Genomic DNA, 17,061 nt, shown 5'->3' on the forward strand with positions numbered 1-17,061 from the left:
CTGAACATGACAAATGCCGGCATCGATGCCTTGATCTGTCTCAACAGGCGATGACCGGTCCGGCGCGCCGGACCGCCGGAGAGAGAGAAAGTCAGGTCAGGCCATGCGATGCGGCCTTCGCCATCTCGATCCGTTCGGCGACATTCACCGTGGACACGGAACCCGTTTGGGCCGCACGGAGCGCCGCATCGATCTTCGACTTCACGCGCCGGGCCGCGAGCGCGGCGAGTCTGGTCTGGGTGCGTCCGGTCTTGATCTGATCGCCGAACTCGTACCGCCATTCCCACATGTCCGGTTCAGCAGTCGCCACGACCGTATATTGGACACCTCGGTGGATCACGGAACCCCCCTGTCAACATTTCCACTGCAAGTCAACGTCTAAGCAATCTACAATCAATCCGGGCAAATACGGGACTGGAACAATTGCCAGTCCGACGGTGGTGAGATGCTTAACACCACCATGCCGACAATGTTCCACGGGCACCCGGTTTCCGTGCACACTTTTCGAGTACGGATATCGGCCGTGCACAATCGGCTGAAATGACGGGGGCAGCCTGAAGACGCAGACGGGGGGCTGCGCTCAATGGCCAACCTCGAAATCTGCCGGAAGGGTGGACGACGCGTGCGGCGGATTCGAGTTCCGATCGATGACCGGCAGGAGATATTAAGGCACAACATGCATGCCGGAGTCGATGTTGGTCGGCCATCCCGAGACGAGGTCCATCTTGTTTGCCGATGATCAAGAGCTGGCGAGGACGGATAGCGTGGCAGCCGGCAACGGCAACGGAGCTCGTGACCTCCGGGTCGACGCGTTCCGGGGGCTCGCCCTCTGGTTCATCTTCATCGATCATGTTCCGGACAATTCGCTGGCGTGGCTGACGCTGCGCAACTACGGCTTCAGCGACACCTCCGAGGTGTTCGTCTTCGTCTCCGGCTACACCTGCATGCTCGCCTATGGCGGAGCGCTGCCGAAGCAGGGCTGGGCGACCACGGTGGTGCGGGCGCTGCGGCGCGCCTGGGAGATCTATGCGGCGTTCCTGGTGCTGCTGCTCGCCTATGCGGCGCTGGTCTGGGTGATCGGCGGCGGCACGCGCTTCGTCGACGAGACCAACACCGGCTTCTTCTTTCGCGAGCCCGGGCCCACGCTGGTGCATGTGGCGCTGCTGCAATTCGCGCCCGTCAACACCGACATCCTGCTGACGTTTGCAATCCTGCACATCTGCTTTCCCGTCATCCTGTGGCTGATGATCACCAGCGCGACGTTGACGCTGGTGCTTTCATTCCTGCTCTACATGATGGTTCAGCTGTTCAGCTGGCAGGCGCCGGCGTGGCCGAGCGGCGAGCTGTATTTCAATCCGTTCGCCTGGCAGTTCCTGTTCGTGATCGGCGCCTGGTACGGCTGTGCCGGCGCCACACGCCTGCGTCCGCTCCTCGACTCGCGAACGCTGTTGATCGTGGCGATCGGCTATCTCGCGTTCAGCCTGTTGATGGCGCTCAGCTGGGAGTTCAAGAGTCTCGAGAACCTGATCCCGTCGGCCATCAGCGGCCTGATCTATCCGATCTACAAGAGCCACCTGGCGCCGGTGCGGTTGTTGCACTTCCTGGCGCTTGCCTTCGTGGTGTCGCGGCTGGCTCCGCGGGACTGGAAGGGGCCAATCCGTCCGCTGATGACGGCCATGATCAGGTGCGGCGAGAACTCGCTCCCGATCTATTGCCAGGGTGTGCTGCTGGCCTTCCTCGGCCAGGTCGTGCTGACCGACGTGGCGAGCGGGTTGGCGATGCAGCTGCTGATCAGTGTCGCCGGGATTGCGATCATGACCATCGCGGCCACGCTGCTGACATGGGAATCGCAGCTCGACCGGCGCGGGCCGCGGCTGTTCTGACCGCCGTTCCTCAACGCCGGCGTGCGACGGTGACCCCGAGCAGGAAGGCGACGAACAGGCTCGCGAGCGGCGCCTCGCGGGTGATCGCGCTGATGGTCGACAGGGCGGTCCCGGGCCGCCGCGCGTCCCTTGCCGCTTCGCTCAGCCGGTCCACGGCCGCACTCAGGGTACCCACCACTTCGCCGAGTGCATGCGACATGTCCGTCGCGGTGTCGAGCGCGCGTTCGGCGACGCCCGGCTGCGGAGGTGTTTCGAACGTTTCGCTGCTCACTGTCGTTGCCTTCTTGCCGCGGCTCGTCGGATTGGCACCCTCGTGCCGACGCGATTCGGCCGAGGGGCGCATGTAACGCTCGTGGGAAATGCCGGCTGATGCGATTGGTTCCCTGGGACCGAGACGCATCGCCGGCGAAGCGCGCGGTGCAAAATCGCGCTACGCTGGGCGCCCGGCCGTCGATGAAAGGATTCCGTCTTGGCTTCTCCAGACCTTAAGGCGCCACATCGCATCGCCGTCCTTGGTGCTCCGATCGATCTCGGCGCGTCGGTCCGCGGCACGCTGATGGGGCCTGCTGCGCTGCGCACCGCAGGTCTCATCACTGTGCTGGAAAGCCTCGGGCTCGACGTCACCGACTACGGCGATGTCGGCATCGCCGACATGACGGAGCCCGGTGACGAGCCGCCGGTGAAGGCCAAGCACTATCGCCAGATCCAGCGCTGGTCGCGGGTGCTGGCGCGTCGCAGTCACGAGCTGGCGCAGACCGGCGCCATCCCGATGTTTCTCGGCGGCGACCATTCGCTGTCGATGGGGTCGGTGAACGGGATCGCGCGCCATTGCCGCGAGATCGGGCGGGAGCTGTTCGTGCTCTGGCTCGACGCACATGCCGACTACAACACGCCCGAAACCACCATCACAGCGAACATGCACGGCATGTCCGCCGCGTTCCTGTGTGGCGAGCCGGGTCTCGACGGCCTGCTCGGCGACGAGGCGCGCACGCCCATCACTCCAGATCAGTTGCAGCTGTTCGGCATCCGCTCGATCGACAGGGCGGAAAAGGAGCTGCTGCGTCTCCGTCGTATCAGCATCGCCGACATGCGCGCCATCGACGAGTTCGGCGTCGGCGTACTGACGCGCCGGATCCTCGACAAGGTTCGTGCGCGGAACGGCGTCCTGCATGTGAGCTTCGATGTCGACTTCCTCGATCCCGAGGTGGCCCCCGGCGTCGGCACGACCGTACCTGGCGGCGCGACCTATCGCGAGGCTCATCTCATCATGGAGATGCTGCACGATTCCGGGCTGGTGCGTTCGGTCGATATCGTCGAGCTCAACCCGTTCCTGGACGAGCGCGGCAAGACCGCGCGGGTCGCAGTCGAACTGATCGCCAGCCTGTTCGGCCAGCAGATTACCGATCGGCCAACGCCCACGAACGCGATCGTGCCGGACCAATAGGCGGATGCCTCCTCGCTCGCCGCTGGTGAGCTCGAGGCATCCGAGGGCGTCGAGCTCAGTAGCGGGCGTCGTACATCTTCGACTCGACGAAGCCGAGCAGATCGTTCGGCGCCGGCCCCGTGGCGAGCCCGTTCTGATAGGCAACGCCGGCCACCGCGGCGCCGATCTGGGCAGACACCTCGCGGATGCGCGGCAGCGCCGGATACAGGCTGCCCTGCTCGAGATCGGCGCCGGTGACGCAGTTCGCCAGGGTGTGCGCGGCAGCCATGAACATCTCGTTCGTCACCAGCCGCGCGCCGCTGGCGATGACGCCAAGGCCGACACCGGGGAAGATGTAGGAGTTGTTGCCCTGGCGCGGCACGAAGGTCTTGCCGTCGAGCTTGACCGGATCGTAGGGGCTGCCGCAGGCGAACAGCGCGCGGCCCTGGGTGTAGCGATAGGCCGACTCCGCCGAGCATTCCGCCTTCGAGGTCGGATTTGAGAGCGCAAAGATGATGGGGCGCTCGTTCAGCTCGGCCATGGCCTGCAGCACTTCCGGCGTGAAGGCGCCGCCGACCGCTGCCACGCCGATGATCGCCGTCGGCTTGAGCGTCCTGATCGCGGTGAGGAAGTCTGCGATCGGGGCCTGGTCGTGCGCATAGCGCAGCTTGTGGCCGTGCAAGTTCTCTCGCCCCTTGATGACGAGGCCGCGCGAGTCCGTCAGCCAGTTGCGCCGCAGCGCCTCGGCTTCGGACAGGCCCTCGGCCATCATGGCGGAGACGACGAGATCCGCGATGCCGGTGGCCGCCTCGCCGGCGCCGAGGAACAGCACGGTCTGGTCGCGCAGTTTGCCGCCAGTGATACGCTGCGCCGAGAACAGGCCGGCGAGCGCCACGGCTGCGGTGCCCTGGATGTCGTCGTTGAAGACGCAGGTGTCGTCGCGATATTTGTGCAGCAGCTTGAACGCGGCGTGGTTGGCGAAATCCTCGAACTGGATCAGCACGCCGGGGAAGGCGGCGCGCGCGGCCTTCATGAACTCGTCGACGAACGTGTCATAAGCTTCGCCCGTAAGGCGCTTCTGGCGCAGCCCAATGTAGTAGGGGTCGGCCAGAAGCTCTTCGTTGTTGGTGCCGACATCGAGCATGACCGGCAGGCACTCCTCCGGATGAATGCCGGCGCACGCCGAGTACAGCGACAGCTTGCCGACCGGAATGCCCATGCCGTTGGCGCCGAGATCGCCGAGCCCGAGAATGCGCTCACCGTCGGTGACGACGATCAGCTTGGCGCGATACGGCCAGTTGGCGAGGATCTCCGCGATCCGGCCGCGGTCATTGGCCGAGATGAACAGGCCGCGCGGACGCTGGAAGATCAGGCCGAATTTCTGGCAGGCGAGGCCGACGGTCGGCGTGTAGATCAGCGGCTGGATCTCGTCGATGTTGTCGCAGACCACCCGGAAGAACAGCGCTTCGTTGCGGTCGTGCAGTGCATTCAGTGCCACGTACTTCTCGAGGTCGCTGGACAGGCTGCGAAGATTGACTAGGATCCGCTCGGCCTGGGCCTGCATCGGCATCACGCCGGCGGGCAGGAAGCCGCGCAGGCCGAGCGCATCGCGCTCCTGCTCGGTGAAGCCGGTGCCCTTGTTGAGCAGCGGATCGCGCAGCAGCGCGAGTCCGCGCGGAGAATAGGGGGATAGCGTCGGTGCGCTCATGCGTTGCGGTTGGGTCAAGGCAGTCTCCGAGGTCCTTTGTTCGAGCACCGCCATACCGGAGCGCGCCCAGCGTTGATCGGCATCAATCGCGGCGGGATGGCGGGAACGGACTGTTAACACAGTTTACGTCCCGCGTTGCACCAATGACATTGTGCAACTGCGTTGCAGCCGACGCAGAGGGAAACGCGATGGTCGCTAGGCGCGGCCCGTGACGAATGACCACAGCAGGGCCAGCACGGCGATGGCCATGATACCTGTCCCGATCCATCCCAGGGCGATCAGCCAGGACCGTCCGCGGAAGCGGCCCATCAGCCCGGCATTGGACACGATCACCATCATCATCGCCATGATCGGCACGGCGGCGATGCCGTTGAGCACGGCGCTCCACACCAGCATGTGGATCGGGTCGATGCCGGTGAAGCCGAGCCCGAAGCCGATGATCGTGGCGGCAGCAATGATGCTGTAGAAGCCGACCGCCTCGTCCGGCTTGGCCTCCAGGGTCGCGTGCCAGCCGAAGGTCTCGGCGACGGCGTATGCCGCCGAGCCCGCCAGCACCGGGATCGCCAGCATGCCGGTCCCGATGATGCCGAGCGCGAACAACAGGAAGGTGAGGTCGCCCGCGAGCGGGCGCAGGGCTTCGGCCGCCTGCGTCGCCGAGTCGATCCTGGTGATGCCATGCGCGTGCAGCACCGTGGCGGTCGTCACGATGATGAAGAACGCGATTGCGTTCGAGAAGATCATGCCGATCGTGGTGTCGATCCTGATCCGTCGGAGGTCGGGGTGGTCCTTCTTCGACAGCTCGCGCAAGGGACGGTCGACCTTGCCCTGGTTCATCTCCTCGACCTCCTGCGAGGCCTGCCAGAAGAACAGGTAAGGGCTGATGGTGGTGCCGAGGACGGCCACCACCGTCAGCAGATAGTCGGCCTCCATCGAGGGGCTGGGCCATACCGCAGCGAGCAGCGCCGTGCTCCAGGGCACTTCGACCATCAAGGCGGTCGCGACGTAGGCGAACAGGCTGAGGGTCAGCACCTTGATGAAAGGTGCGTAGCGGCGATAGGGCAGGAATACCTGGAGCAGCGTTGACCCGGCGGCGAAGATCAGCGCGTGCTCATGGTTGAGACCGCCGATCACCAGCGACAGCGCCTCCGCCATCGCCGCGATGTCGGCTGCGATGTTGAAGGTGTTGGCGCCGACCAGGAGGGCGACGAGGCCGAAGACGATCCCGCGTGGCGCAAGCGCGGTGATGTTGGCCGCCAGCCCTTTGCCGGTGACACGGCCGATGCGCGCGCTCACCAGCTGGATCGCGATCATGAAAGGCGCGGTCAGAAAGACCGTCCACAACAGCCCGTAACCGAACTGCGCGCCGGCCTGGGAGTACGTCGCTATTCCCGACGGATCGTCGTCGGCGGCACCGGTCACGAGACCTGGACCCAACACCCGGAATACGCTCCAGGGCGACCGTTTCGGTTTGTTCGGTTCGGATGCAACGGTCGTGGCCATGGCAGCGCTCCCCCGGCGGTGTATGTCTCTCGAAGTCGCACGCCCTCTTTTCGTTCCCGGCTCCGGAACCGGAGGGGAGTACCAGCGTTCCAGATCACGTCGGATTTCGACCAAGGGGGACGCGTGCCGGACCAGCGGCAAACAGGGCATGATCAGGAGCTCGGCATGGCCGAGCGCGAGAGGCTTTTCGCCGGAGGCAGTGAGCTGGCCGGACTGATGTTGCGGTTCGATTGGGAGAGCACCTCGATCGGAACGCCGGAGCATTGGCCGCAGAGCCTGAAGACGGCCGTCAGGCTCATGCTGACATCCCAACAGCCGATCTGGATCGGTTGGGGAAGGGAGCTGATCTATCTCTACAATGATGCTTACAAGACCATCATCGGCGGTAAGCATCCCTGGGCTCTCGGTCGCCCGACGTCCGCGGTCTGGCACGAGATCTGGGAGGACATCGGTCCGCTGCTGGCAAAGGCCGGCGGCGGTGACCAGGGCACCTATGTCGAGGCGCAGCTCCTGATCATGGAGCGCAACGGCTTTCCCGAGGAGACCTACTACACGTTCTCCTACAGTCCCATACCGGACGACGATGGATCGCCCGGAGGAATCTTCTGCGCCAACACCGATGACACCCAGCGCGTGATCAGCGAGCGCCAGCTCTCGCTGCTGCGCGAGCTCGCAAATGCCGGGGCCGGGGCCCGCAGCATCGACCAGGCCTGCGCAAGCTGCGCGGACGCCTTGGCGCGGGAGTCGCGCGACCTTCCTTTCGCGATGATCTACATGACCGACCCGGACGGCGAGGCGGCGCGGCTGGAGGCCTTGACCGGCATCGACCGCGATCATCCCGCCGTTCAGCCGAGGCTGAGAATTCAGCCGGAAGGAACGTGGCCTCTGGCTGAAGCGCTGAGGCTGCAGGATGCGGTGCTGGTTCGCGATCTTCCGCGGCGGTTCGGCCTCAGCTTTCCGACCGGCGGATGGCGTCAGCCGCCACAGCACGCCGTTGTGCTTCCGCTGCCCGCGTCGGGGGAGGCCGGATGGGGCGGCTTCGTCATCGCAGGTCTCAATCCGTTCCGCCTCTACGACGAGAGCTATGCCCGCTTCCTGAACCTCGTCGCGGGGCAGATTGCAGCGGCCGTCAGCAATGGCGGGGCCTATCAGGCAGAGCGGCGCCGCGCGGAAGCGCTGGCCGAAATCGACCGCGCCAAGACGACGTTCTTTTCCAACATCAGCCACGAGTTTCGTACGCCGCTGACGCTGATGTTGAGCCCGCTGGAAGACCTGCTCGGCCGCGACGAGGCCCAACTCACCTCCGAAGCGCGATCAGTCCTCAGCCTGATCCACCGCAACGGCATTCGCCTGCTGAAGCTCGTGAACACGCTGCTCGACTTTTCGCGCATCGAGGCCGGCCGCATGACCGCGCACTTCGAGCCGATCGATCTTGCGGTCTTCACTGCCGAGCTCGTGTCCAACTTCCGTTCGGCGACGGATCCTGCCGGCCTGCGTCTCATCATCGCCCCCACGCCCCTGTCCGAGCCAGTGTATGTCGACCGCGACATGTGGGAGAAGATCGTTCTCAATCTGGTGTCGAACGCGTTCAAGTTCACCTTCGAAGGTGAAATCGCGGTGTCGATCGGCTTGTCCACCGACCGCAATCATGCCGAGCTCAAGGTTCGCGACACCGGCACCGGCATCCCGCCCAGTGAGCTGCCGCACCTGTTCGAACGGTTTCGTCGCATCGAAGGCGCGCGCGGCCGATCCTTCGAGGGCAGCGGCATCGGTCTCGCTCTCGTTCAGGAACTGGTGAGGCTTCACGGCGGGGAGATCGCTGTAGACAGCGCGCTCGGCCGCGGCTCGGTCTTCACCGTGCGAATTCCGCTTGGCTCGGCGCATCTGCCAGCGGACCAGATCGGACCTTCCCATGTCCTGACCGTTACCAACGTGCGGGCCGAGGCCTACATCGAGGAGGCGCTCGGGTGGCTGAACGGCGGTGTGCCGTTCGAGCTTCCTCACCCGTCATCATCCGACGACCTCGGAGTCCGCTCCGCGACGGCATCGGCCCGTGATCGCGTGGTGCTCGCTGACGACAATCCCGACATGCGCGACTACGTCCGCCGTCTGCTCGGCGAGGATTATGACGTGGAGGCGGTCAGCGACGGCATGGCGGCCCTCGAGGCGGTCCGACGGCGCCGCCCCGATCTGGTGCTGACCGACGTCATGATGCCGGGGCTCGACGGCTTCGGCCTGCTGAAAGCGCTGCGTAGCGATGCGCAGCTTCGCGACATTCCTGTGGTCATGCTGTCGGCGCGCGCCGGCGAGGAGGCCAAGGTCGAGGGGCTTGATGCCGGGGCGAGCGACTATCTCACCAAGCCGTTCAGCGCGCGCGAGCTGCTGGCGCGGGTGCGTGCCAATATCGATCTGTCGCGGGTGCGGCACGAGGCCGAGACCACGCTGCGTGAGCTGAACGAGCGCCTGGAGACGCAGGTCTCCGAGCGTACCGCGGAGCTGCAGGCCAAGGAGGCGCGGTTGCGGACGATCTTCGAGGCGAGCTACACGTTCCAAGCTCTGCTCTCGTCCGATGGGACGCTTCTGGATGCCAATGCGACCTCGCTCGAAGCGATCGCTGCGCCCCTGCACGAGGTCGCAGGGCTGCCATTCTGGGAGACGCCGTGGTTTGCGGGGACGCCCGGCACGCCCGAGCTGATCAGATCCCTGGTCGACGCCGTCGCTCGCGGCGACGGGGCCCGCCAGGAGTTGCAGCTCGAGCTGCCGGTCGGCGGCTCACGGTGGTTCGACTTCCAGATGCGGCCGGTGCGGGACGAGACCGGACAGGTGGTCGCCATCGTGCCCGAGGCGGTCGAGTTGACCGAACGGCGCAAGGCGGAGGAGGCGTTCCGCCAGGCCCAGAAGATGGAGGCGATCGGCCAGCTCACCGGCGGCGTCGCGCACGACTTCAACAATCTCCTGACCGTGATCCGGTCCTCGGCCGACCTGTTGCGCCGGCGCCAGCTGTCCCCGGAGCGCATGCGGCGCTACGTGGATGCGATCTCGGACACGGCGGATCGCGCCGCCAAGCTCACCGGACAGTTGCTCGCCTTCGCGCGGCGGACGCCGATGGAGCGCCGCGTCTTCGATGCCGCGGGGCATATCGAGCAGATCGAAGAGATGCTGCAGACCGTGCTCGGTGCGCCGGCCGCGATCGAGCTCGACCTGCAAGCGCGGCCGCTTCCGGTCGATGTCGACATCAACCAGTTCGACACGGCCCTCGTCAATCTCGTTGCCAATGCGCGGGACGCGATGGAAGGCCGGGGCGTCCTGACCATTCGCGGTCAGCTGCTGCCGCAGGACGGCCAGCCCGGGCGGCCGCAATTCGTCTCGATCGCCGTCAGCGACACTGGATGCGGCATTGCGCCCGATCAGATCGACCGCATCTTCGAGCCGTTCTTCACGACCAAGGGAGTCGGGCGCGGCACGGGTCTCGGCCTGTCCCAGGTCTACGGCTTCGTGCACCAGTCCGGCGGACGGGTGTTGGCGGAGAGCGAGGTCGGCAAGGGGACGACGCTGACCCTGCTGCTGCCGCGCACGCACAAGCCGTTGGAGCTGCGCGAGCGGACCGAGCACACTCCGGACATGGTCGTCGCGCGCTGGAACGTGCTGGTCGTCGAGGACAACCCGGAGATCGGCGAATTCTCGACCCAGCTGCTCGAGGATCTCGGCTATCGAACCGTGCTGGCGCGCAGCGCAAACGATGCGCTGCGCTTGATCGACGCGAATCCCGGTGGCTTCGATCTCGTGCTCAGCGACGTCGTGATGCCCGGAATGGACGGAGTCACGCTCGGCCGGGAAATCCGTCGCCGGCTCCCGATGATTCCGATCGTGCTCAACAGCGGCTACAGCCACGCCCTCGCCGACGGCGACCGCCACGGTTTCAGTCTCATCCAGAAGCCCTACTCGGTCGATGAGCTCTCGCGCGTGCTGCGTCAGGTCATGGCCGCACGCGAGGAAGGCGCCAAGTCGGCGTCGTCCTGACGACGCGCGCCGCGGCTTTCCCCTGACGTCGGCATCGCGCTCGTGATCCGCACTTGAAGGATGGTGCCCGGGCGGCGTATTTTCGGGCGCTGGGGGAGGTCTCATGGCAGACGTGGAATCGTTGCCGCGCGGGCGTTGCGTGCCGCGGCGCTCATTTGCTCTGGCCGCGTGTGCGGCGCTGGTCGTCTGCAGCAGCGCGTTTGCCAAGGACGATGATGCGGACGAGCCCGCATCGGGTCTCGCCAATGTCTACATCGACTTCCGGACGAACTATGCCTACGTGCCAGGGGGCACGTTGTCGACCGGCCTGGGCGACACGTCCCTGTTCGGAACCCTCTCGCAGCTCGCGACCTTGCGCAAGCTGCTTGACCGGCCGGCTTTGCCCGGACGGCCGCAACTTTCGGCCCCGACCAACCAGGGCCTTGGCGTCGACGTTCCGCTCACCGTCGATCTCGGCGACGCCTTGTCGCTTTGGGCCGGGTTCACCGGAAGCACCTCCTACAACGGCCTGTCCGGCTGGGCCGACGTGGCCATCACCAGCTGGTTCCTCGGCTTCCAGGCCGACGTCTATCAGCAGAACGGCGGCACGCTTCCGACGCTGACCTTGCAGTCGACGCTGACACGGTCGGTGCCGGACTCGCCATTGGCGACCACCTCGTTCAACACCGTCATCGAAGCCAAATACGCGCTCGATCCGGATGAGACGCGCGGCTGGCTCGCGGGCGTTCAATACACCCATGTCGAGGTCGATTCCGCGCTCGCGCATGTCGGGAGCACGACCGCCGGCTATATCGGCGGCTTCTACCAGTGGGAGAACAACTGGAAGGTCTCCGCGCGCGTCGGCATCCAGTCGTTCGGTGGCGCGCAGCTGCTCGCCATCACGCCGATCGCGTCCTACACGCAGCCGCTGGTCAGGCTCGATCTCGATCGCATGGATGACGATGACAACCGGCTGTTCGGCATCACCGCGCAAATCGCCTGGGCGCCGAAGCCGGTCTATCAGCTGACGGTGAGAACGCCACTCTACGCGATCAAGAACTGACGGGGTGATCGAAGCTGCGCGCCGGCCCGTCTCAGCGCATGCTCACGAACTTGGCCCAGAGGCCGGCGAGCAACGCGCCGGTCATCATGTAGTGCGGCTTGTCGCAGAACAGGCTGCCATATTGACAGACATCGGCGCCGACCGATCCCAGCTGGTGCTGACCCGCCGCGTAGAACAGGGCGGACAAGCCGGCCAGTACGACCGCAACGACATACATCGGAAGACCTCCTCCACCGGCCGCGCCCGACGGGCTGAAGTAGCATTGCCGATCGGCGCAACTATCTGCGCTTGACACGTCGGGCAAATCAGGCGCATTTTGACATCGTCGAAGAAACCATAAAGCCCGCGCCGCGAACTCGGCAGCGGGCTTTTTATTGGCTCGGCCCGGATTTGGAGCGGCGGTTATCGAAATCGCAAAGCCTGACCGCCGCATTTCGATCAAATTTGACATGTCGGGCAAATCACCGGCATAGTGTCATTATCGAATTTTCCGAACAAGATGATGCCGCGTTGTCCGCGGGCATTTTGACTTGAGCAGCGCAGCCCGGCATCGGCTGTCGACCACGATCGTCGGCTATTCATCGCGCGTCGTGCAGCGCGCAGACAACTTCGAACATCCGGATACTCGCCGGCCCGCGCGAACGGGCCGGTGCGTGGGCGTGGCGACCGTCGCTTCGCCCGCAGCGGTCCCTTGCTTGAGCCGAGGGATAGGGTTCGCGCCTGAAACGATCGCGCTTTCGGCTGCGATCTGCCGCGCTTTTCCTTCGCCCAGGAGAGAGGAAGATGACCGCCTACCTCATTGCGCTCGCCCTGATCGGCCTGGTGATGGTCGCAGCCGCCGATGCGATCTCGTGACGATCACCACCCTCGCATTCATCACCCATGATATCAGGGACGTGACCATGTCGAAGACGATCACCGAAATTCGCTCGATGGCCCGCAGCCACACCAAGACGGCGATCAACACGCTGGTTGGCGTGATGCGCTCACCGAAGGCGACACATGCCGCGCGCGTATCCGCCGCCAACGCCATCCTCGACCGCGGTTGGGGGAAGGCGCCTCAGGCGCTGCAGAACAGCGAGGACGGCGCCCTCGAGCTGATCCACCGCATCGAACGTGTCATCGTGCATCCGGATGAGCACGATGGGGAGCAGGTGGATGAGTGATCCCGGTGGTGGGTGAGGCGTGAGCGCCTCGCAGGATCGGGAGATCGGCTTTCAATTGGCGTGGCAGCTTGGTGTTCTCTCCCCGGCTCCTGGGACGGTGGCGAAATCAGATCGAGACATGCCGGCCGGAGACAATGAGCCGAGACGGACTCAGCGCCCAAACAGCCGCAAAAATCAGAGCCGGCGGACTTGACGTCGACGCTCGTTTGTTCGATCTTTGTTCTCGGTCTGGACGTCGTTCCTTGGGCAATCGCAATCTGGATATCTTCGGGTCATCAACATGATTGCATCAGCACGGTCACGGCCGGCGCGAGTCGTGAGTGTCTTGAAGCGGCTGCTTGCTCTCTGGCTGTTGCTCTTCGGATTATCGTGCCGCGCGGCTGTCGCAAGCGATGTCCTCATCAGCTATGCGGTTGAAGCCAAGGGAGAGACGGATAGCGGCAATCTCAACGATTGCGACGAGGTCGGCGTATGCCGCTTCCACGCTGCCGGTCTAGACGTTGAAGTCGTCCTCTATACAGAAGCAGGCGTTGCCATGCTGGAGATGATTGTCAAAGGACCGCCTGGCTGCTGTTATACCTTCGAGGCCAAAGAGCAATTTCGAGCGACCATTAAACCCGGCCTGACGCGGTTGGAGATCTACCAGCGCATGTGGTCACCGCACGATGATTTCGTCAGGACCCCGTTCTCCTGGAATCGACGGATTGGAACCATCTATCTCGCGTTCTCACAAAAGCGCTCCGCGAAGTAATCGGGCGCGTCATGATTAGGAAGGATTGGACATGGCCAGCGGACGAGATTTCGTAGAGCGGGCGCCACTGCCTCCGCCAGGGGCTCCGAAAATCGAGGAGGGTGACCGATCTCGTGTGTTCGGAGCAATTGGAAAACAGATCGACGGCATCGTGAACGGACCTGGGTCCTATTATCCTGAGGGGCACAAGAAGATCCGTCAATTGTCAATCCTGCCGGCGCAGGTTTTTTGTGGACCTCCGGGGTCGGTCAGGTCTTGGAAGCTCACGTTGCCTCGGGTCCCAAATCAACGGACCTCTGTTGACTGTGCCCCTGAGTTTCGCCGTGGTGTATTTGTTTGGCTGGGGAATGAGCGCATTTGGGAAAGTCTGGTCGCAGGCCACGCGCGACGCTGAGCGGGCCGACCGGGAGTAGGTCCGTCGCTTCTGTGTGTGCCTGATTGGATAATCGTGCGCTTACGCTGCTGAAGCGGCTCCAACCGAATGCAAGGCTCCGGCTGCATTTCGCGGCGTGTTGGGTCCGTCCTCCTTCGCCGCCGATCAAGTCGACGGAACACCTTTGGTCCGATCACTCACCTTGCCCCGCTTTGCTGGAGAAATCCGATGGCATCACGCTATTCTCAGCTGGCCGAGCCGTCGACTGGTACCCAAGATGGGTCAAGTCTCTGGGAACGCCTTAGATGGCCGGAGCATGGCCAAGGATTGCGCCTGCAGTAATAGTTCGAAAGCTCATCCGGAGGTAGACATGCGGCTGAATAGAGGTGGTCTTATCGCGTGCGCCGTCTACACGCTGTGCGCAGCCGGCCTTGTCGGCTCGGCATCCGTCACCGATGTTAAGACGAGCGTGATGCTGTCCTCTCTTGCGGTGTTTCCTGCCGGGATTTTCTGGTCCGTCTGGGCCGCGGTGTCCGGCTCGGAGCGTTTTCCTTTTTCCGTCGATTCCTGGTTGAATAGTTTACTCGCCTATTACCTCGAGTCGCTCTTGCTCATCTACCTGATCGGTTGGGCTGCGAGTGCGCGGACAGCGGCAGGAGCGCGCCTCCGCAACAAGGAAGTCCGGTTGCCTGATCGTCCTGACGTCGATTGATCGATTTCGTCTGGACGGCCGCAGCCATTGATCTGCCTCCAAGCGGAAAGCTGTAGTTCATTCGCACCATCTGGGCACGGGCGACACTCGTTGCGCGGGGGTAAGCCCGCGCGAAGGAGAAGCTCATACAAGGTCAACGCATATGGCATCTCGATACTCGCTGACCGTTCAAATCAATCCTGGTTTTCCGGGACATGCTGCAGTCGTCGTCAACGAGCCTGGGCGACAGACGTTTGCCGGGTTCGGACCAAGCACCCATGGGGTTCCGTTGAGCCACGGGAAATTTGACGTTCATACGCTCCGTCCGGGCGAAACTCCTCCGCCTGATTTCTCCAGCGTCGTCGACGATGGTCAGTACCGCTCGTTTACCGTTCCCATCACGCCAGAACAGGCGGCAAGCGCGCTGAACGAAATCGGTCGGATCCGAAACGCGGGCGAAACTTACAACGGTCTCAAAAGTTACAGCCCGAACGTTTGCACAACGATCGTGAATCGGATTATGGGGGCTGCCGGTCTGGGCGGGAACAGTCTCCCACGCGTGCTGCCGTCGCAAAGCGGCGAGTACCTCGCGAATATCGAGAGAGAGCTGTCCTCCAACAGGAAAGCGAATGTGACCTTCGATGGCGGCGGTTTCGCCAATCGGATTCCCGACGCGCTTCGTGACATCCAGAGCGATTATGCATTTGTCGGTGGTGGCTACGATACACCGTCGGAGCGAACCGGCCGCCTCCCTAGGCAAGCGTCGAACCTGTACGAGACAGTGCCGCCACCCGACGATGCGGTGGGAATGGACCGCGGGTCCGGCCGATATCTGCGGAGTCGTCGGGCGGACTCGGCGACTGCAACGATGTTCGACAGCGGCACGAATCCCATACCGTACATCCCGCGAGTCCTGCTGGGACCACAGGCGACGCGGTCAGGACGTATCTCTGGATCGCCGGACGAATCCGGGCCGGCCGAGCTGGGCTCTTCATATCGGCAGCTGTGGCCGCAGCCCGACGAAGGGGACACCACGCCGAGTGATTTCAACGATTGGTACACGCGCTGGGTCAAGCCGCTCCGGGAGCCATAGCTGGCAACCGAGACGGGGCCGCGGACGCGAGGTGAACGGCCGGTAAGAGCAGGTGATCATTGTCCACCCTCAAGATCCCCACCGCGAAAGTGTTTGAGCCGCTGCTCGCGCCCGCCCGCTACAAGGGCGCGTTCGGCGGGCGCGGCTCGGGCAAGTCGCACTTTTTTGGCGAGCTTCTGGTCGAGACCTGCCAGGCCGAGCGCGGCACGCTCGCCGTCTGCATTCGCGAGGCACAGCGTACCCTGGCGCAATCATCCAAGCGGCTGATCGAGGACAAGATCGCGGCGCTCGGCCTCGGCCAGGGCTTCCGGTCGTTCAGCGACCGCATCGCGGCTCCCGGCGACGGGCTCATCATCTTTCGGGGCATGCAGGATCACACCGCAGAGTCGATCAAGTCACTGGAAGGATTTCGCATCGCCTGGATCGACGAGGCACAGACCTTGAGTGCGCGTTCGCTGTCGCTGCTGCGGCCCACCATACGTGCGCCTCGCTCGGAGCTGTGGGCGAGTTGGAATCCGCGCCGCAAGTCGGATGCCGTGGACGATTTTCTGCGCAGTCGCAAACCGGAAGGCGCCGCCGTGGTCAAGGCGAGCTGGCGCGACAATCCGTGGTTTCCGGCGGTGCTGGAGGAAGAGCGGCAGCTCGACCTCGCGCTCTATCCGGACCGCTACGAGCATATCTGGGAGGGGGACTACGTGCGCGCGTTCGAAGGTGCTTATTTTGCCGATCTGCTGGCGCAGGCGAAACGCGAGGGACGGATCGGCAAGGTGTCCGCGGACCCGCTGTTGCCGTTGCGGGCGTTCGTCGACATCGGCGGGGCCGGCGCCACGGCGGACGCCTTCACGATCTGGATCGTGCAATGGGTCGGCAACGAGATTCGCGTGCTCGACTATTACGAGTCGGTCGGCCAGGTGCTGGCGTTTCACGTCAACTGGCTGCGCGCGCGGGGCTATCAGAACGCGATCCTGTACCTTCCGCACGATGGACTCGCGACCAATGCAGTGACCGGCAAGCGCTACGCCGATCATCTGCGCGAGGCCGGCTTTGCGGTCGAGCCGCCGATCACGAACCAGGGCCGGGGCGCGGCGATGATGCGGATCGAGGCGCTGCGCCGGCTCGGTCCGGAGCTCTGGTTCAACGAGACGACAACCGAAGCCGGGCGCGAGGCGCTCGGCTTCTATCACGAGCGCAAGGACGAGACCCGCAACGTCGGGCTCGGCCCCGAGCATGACTGGTCGTCGCACGCGGCTGACGCGCTGGGCCTGATGGCGATCTGCCACGAGGCGCCGGGGCGGGTGGCGAGCTTCCATCGTCCGATCCGATATCAAGATGCCGGGTGGAGCTAGCGCTCTTGACAACGACAGGGCATTCTGATGTTCTTTTTTTGTTCCGACGTGTTTACAATGGAAGC

The 17,061-nt window shown here is 64.3% G+C and carries 14 protein-coding genes; 9 read left to right on the forward strand and 5 right to left on the reverse strand.

The features are described from left to right. Positions 1-91 precede the first annotated feature (91 nt). Positions 92-340, reverse strand: coding sequence for a hypothetical protein (locus tag QX121_RS21165; protein ID WP_315739099.1), 249 nt, complete (start codon positions 338-340; stop codon positions 92-94). Positions 341-725: 385 nt separating this feature from the next. Between QX121_RS21165 and QX121_RS21170 the strand changes: the two genes are divergently transcribed. Further along, complete coding sequence (locus tag QX121_RS21170; protein ID WP_315812939.1) at positions 726-1,883, forward strand: OpgC domain-containing protein; 1,158 nt, start codon at positions 726-728, stop codon at positions 1,881-1,883. A 10-nt stretch (positions 1,884-1,893) separates the two neighbouring features. On the opposite strand, the gene QX121_RS21175 is transcribed toward QX121_RS21170, so the two are convergent. Then, positions 1,894-2,154, reverse strand: coding sequence for a hypothetical protein (locus QX121_RS21175; protein WP_315739141.1), 261 nt, complete (start codon positions 2,152-2,154; stop codon positions 1,894-1,896). Positions 2,155-2,352: 198 nt separating this feature from the next. On the opposite strand from QX121_RS21175, the gene rocF reads away from it, so the two are divergent. Next, positions 2,353-3,327 carry an arginase gene (gene rocF / locus QX121_RS21180; protein WP_315756160.1) on the forward strand — a complete coding sequence of 325 codons (975 nt, stop codon included), beginning with the start codon at positions 2,353-2,355 and terminating at the stop codon, positions 3,325-3,327. Positions 3,328-3,382: 55 nt separating this feature from the next. On the opposite strand, the gene QX121_RS21185 is transcribed toward rocF, so the two are convergent. Together QX121_RS21185 and QX121_RS21190 are read right to left on the reverse strand one after the other, a co-directional pair. After that, positions 3,383-5,014, reverse strand: coding sequence for an NAD-dependent malic enzyme (locus QX121_RS21185; protein ID WP_315813012.1), 1,632 nt, complete (start codon positions 5,012-5,014; stop codon positions 3,383-3,385). A 195-nt stretch (positions 5,015-5,209) separates the two neighbouring features. After that, a complete protein-coding gene (locus QX121_RS21190) occupies positions 5,210-6,514 on the reverse strand; it encodes a divalent metal cation transporter (protein ID WP_315812940.1) in 1,305 nt (434 codons plus the stop codon). Positions 6,515-6,679: 165 nt separating this feature from the next. Here QX121_RS21190 and QX121_RS21195 point away from each other — a divergent pair, with 165 nt between their 5' ends. Further along, positions 6,680-10,534 (forward strand): ATP-binding protein, encoded by a 3,855-nt coding sequence (locus QX121_RS21195; protein ID WP_315812941.1) that lies wholly within the window; start codon positions 6,680-6,682, stop codon positions 10,532-10,534. A gap of 103 nt (positions 10,535-10,637) precedes the next feature. Continuing rightward, complete coding sequence (locus tag QX121_RS21200) at positions 10,638-11,576, forward strand: hypothetical protein (protein ID WP_315739093.1); 939 nt, start codon at positions 10,638-10,640, stop codon at positions 11,574-11,576. A 31-nt stretch (positions 11,577-11,607) separates the two neighbouring features. On the opposite strand, the gene QX121_RS21205 is transcribed toward QX121_RS21200, so the two are convergent. Then, positions 11,608-11,793 (reverse strand): hypothetical protein, encoded by a 186-nt coding sequence (locus QX121_RS21205; RefSeq protein WP_315739092.1) that lies wholly within the window; start codon positions 11,791-11,793, stop codon positions 11,608-11,610. A gap of 685 nt (positions 11,794-12,478) precedes the next feature. Here QX121_RS21205 and QX121_RS21210 point away from each other — a divergent pair. The 5 genes from QX121_RS21210 to QX121_RS21230 all read left to right on the forward strand — a co-directional run bounded on the left by QX121_RS21210 (position 12,479) and on the right by QX121_RS21230 (position 16,996). Next, complete coding sequence (locus tag QX121_RS21210) at positions 12,479-12,742, forward strand: hypothetical protein (protein ID WP_315796627.1); 264 nt, start codon at positions 12,479-12,481, stop codon at positions 12,740-12,742. A gap of 325 nt (positions 12,743-13,067) precedes the next feature. Then, the gene (locus tag QX121_RS21215; protein WP_315739090.1) at positions 13,068-13,493 is read left to right on the forward strand and encodes a hypothetical protein; all 426 of its coding nucleotides are present in this window, start codon (positions 13,068-13,070) and stop codon (positions 13,491-13,493) included. Positions 13,494-14,236: 743 nt separating this feature from the next. Continuing rightward, the gene (locus QX121_RS21220) at positions 14,237-14,578 is read left to right on the forward strand and encodes a hypothetical protein (protein WP_315771499.1); all 342 of its coding nucleotides are present in this window, start codon (positions 14,237-14,239) and stop codon (positions 14,576-14,578) included. 142 nt (positions 14,579-14,720) lie between these two features. Next, complete coding sequence (locus QX121_RS21225; protein ID WP_315812942.1) at positions 14,721-15,650, forward strand: hypothetical protein; 930 nt, start codon at positions 14,721-14,723, stop codon at positions 15,648-15,650. A 59-nt stretch (positions 15,651-15,709) separates the two neighbouring features. Next, positions 15,710-16,996 (forward strand): PBSX family phage terminase large subunit, encoded by a 1,287-nt coding sequence (locus QX121_RS21230; RefSeq protein WP_315739084.1) that lies wholly within the window; start codon positions 15,710-15,712, stop codon positions 16,994-16,996. Positions 16,997-17,061 lie beyond the last annotated feature (65 nt).

Origin of the sequence: Bradyrhizobium sp. SZCCHNR2028, assembly GCF_032380995.1 — a bacterium.
GTDB lineage: Bacteria > Pseudomonadota > Alphaproteobacteria > Rhizobiales > Xanthobacteraceae > Bradyrhizobium.

Bases quoted from the DNA above. Each gene is read 5' to 3' on its own strand.
- QX121_RS21220 (WP_315771499.1), top strand. From the start codon at position 14,237: ATGCGGCTGAATAGAGGTGGTCTTATCGCGTGCGCCGTCTACACGCTG.
- QX121_RS21210 (WP_315796627.1), top strand. From the start codon at position 12,479: ATGTCGAAGACGATCACCGAAATTCGCTCGATGGCCCGCAGCCACACC.
- QX121_RS21195 (WP_315812941.1), top strand. From the start codon at position 6,680: ATGGCCGAGCGCGAGAGGCTTTTCGCCGGAGGCAGTGAGCTGGCCGGA.
- QX121_RS21205 (WP_315739092.1), bottom strand. From the start codon at position 11,793: ATGTATGTCGTTGCGGTCGTACTGGCCGGCTTGTCCGCCCTGTTCTAC.
- QX121_RS21185 (WP_315813012.1), bottom strand. From the start codon at position 5,014: ATGAGCGCACCGACGCTATCCCCCTATTCTCCGCGCGGACTCGCGCTG.
- QX121_RS21190 (WP_315812940.1), bottom strand. From the start codon at position 6,514: ATGGCCACGACCGTTGCATCCGAACCGAACAAACCGAAACGGTCGCCC.
- QX121_RS21225 (WP_315812942.1), top strand. From the start codon at position 14,721: ATGGCATCTCGATACTCGCTGACCGTTCAAATCAATCCTGGTTTTCCG.
- QX121_RS21200 (WP_315739093.1), top strand. From the start codon at position 10,638: ATGGCAGACGTGGAATCGTTGCCGCGCGGGCGTTGCGTGCCGCGGCGC.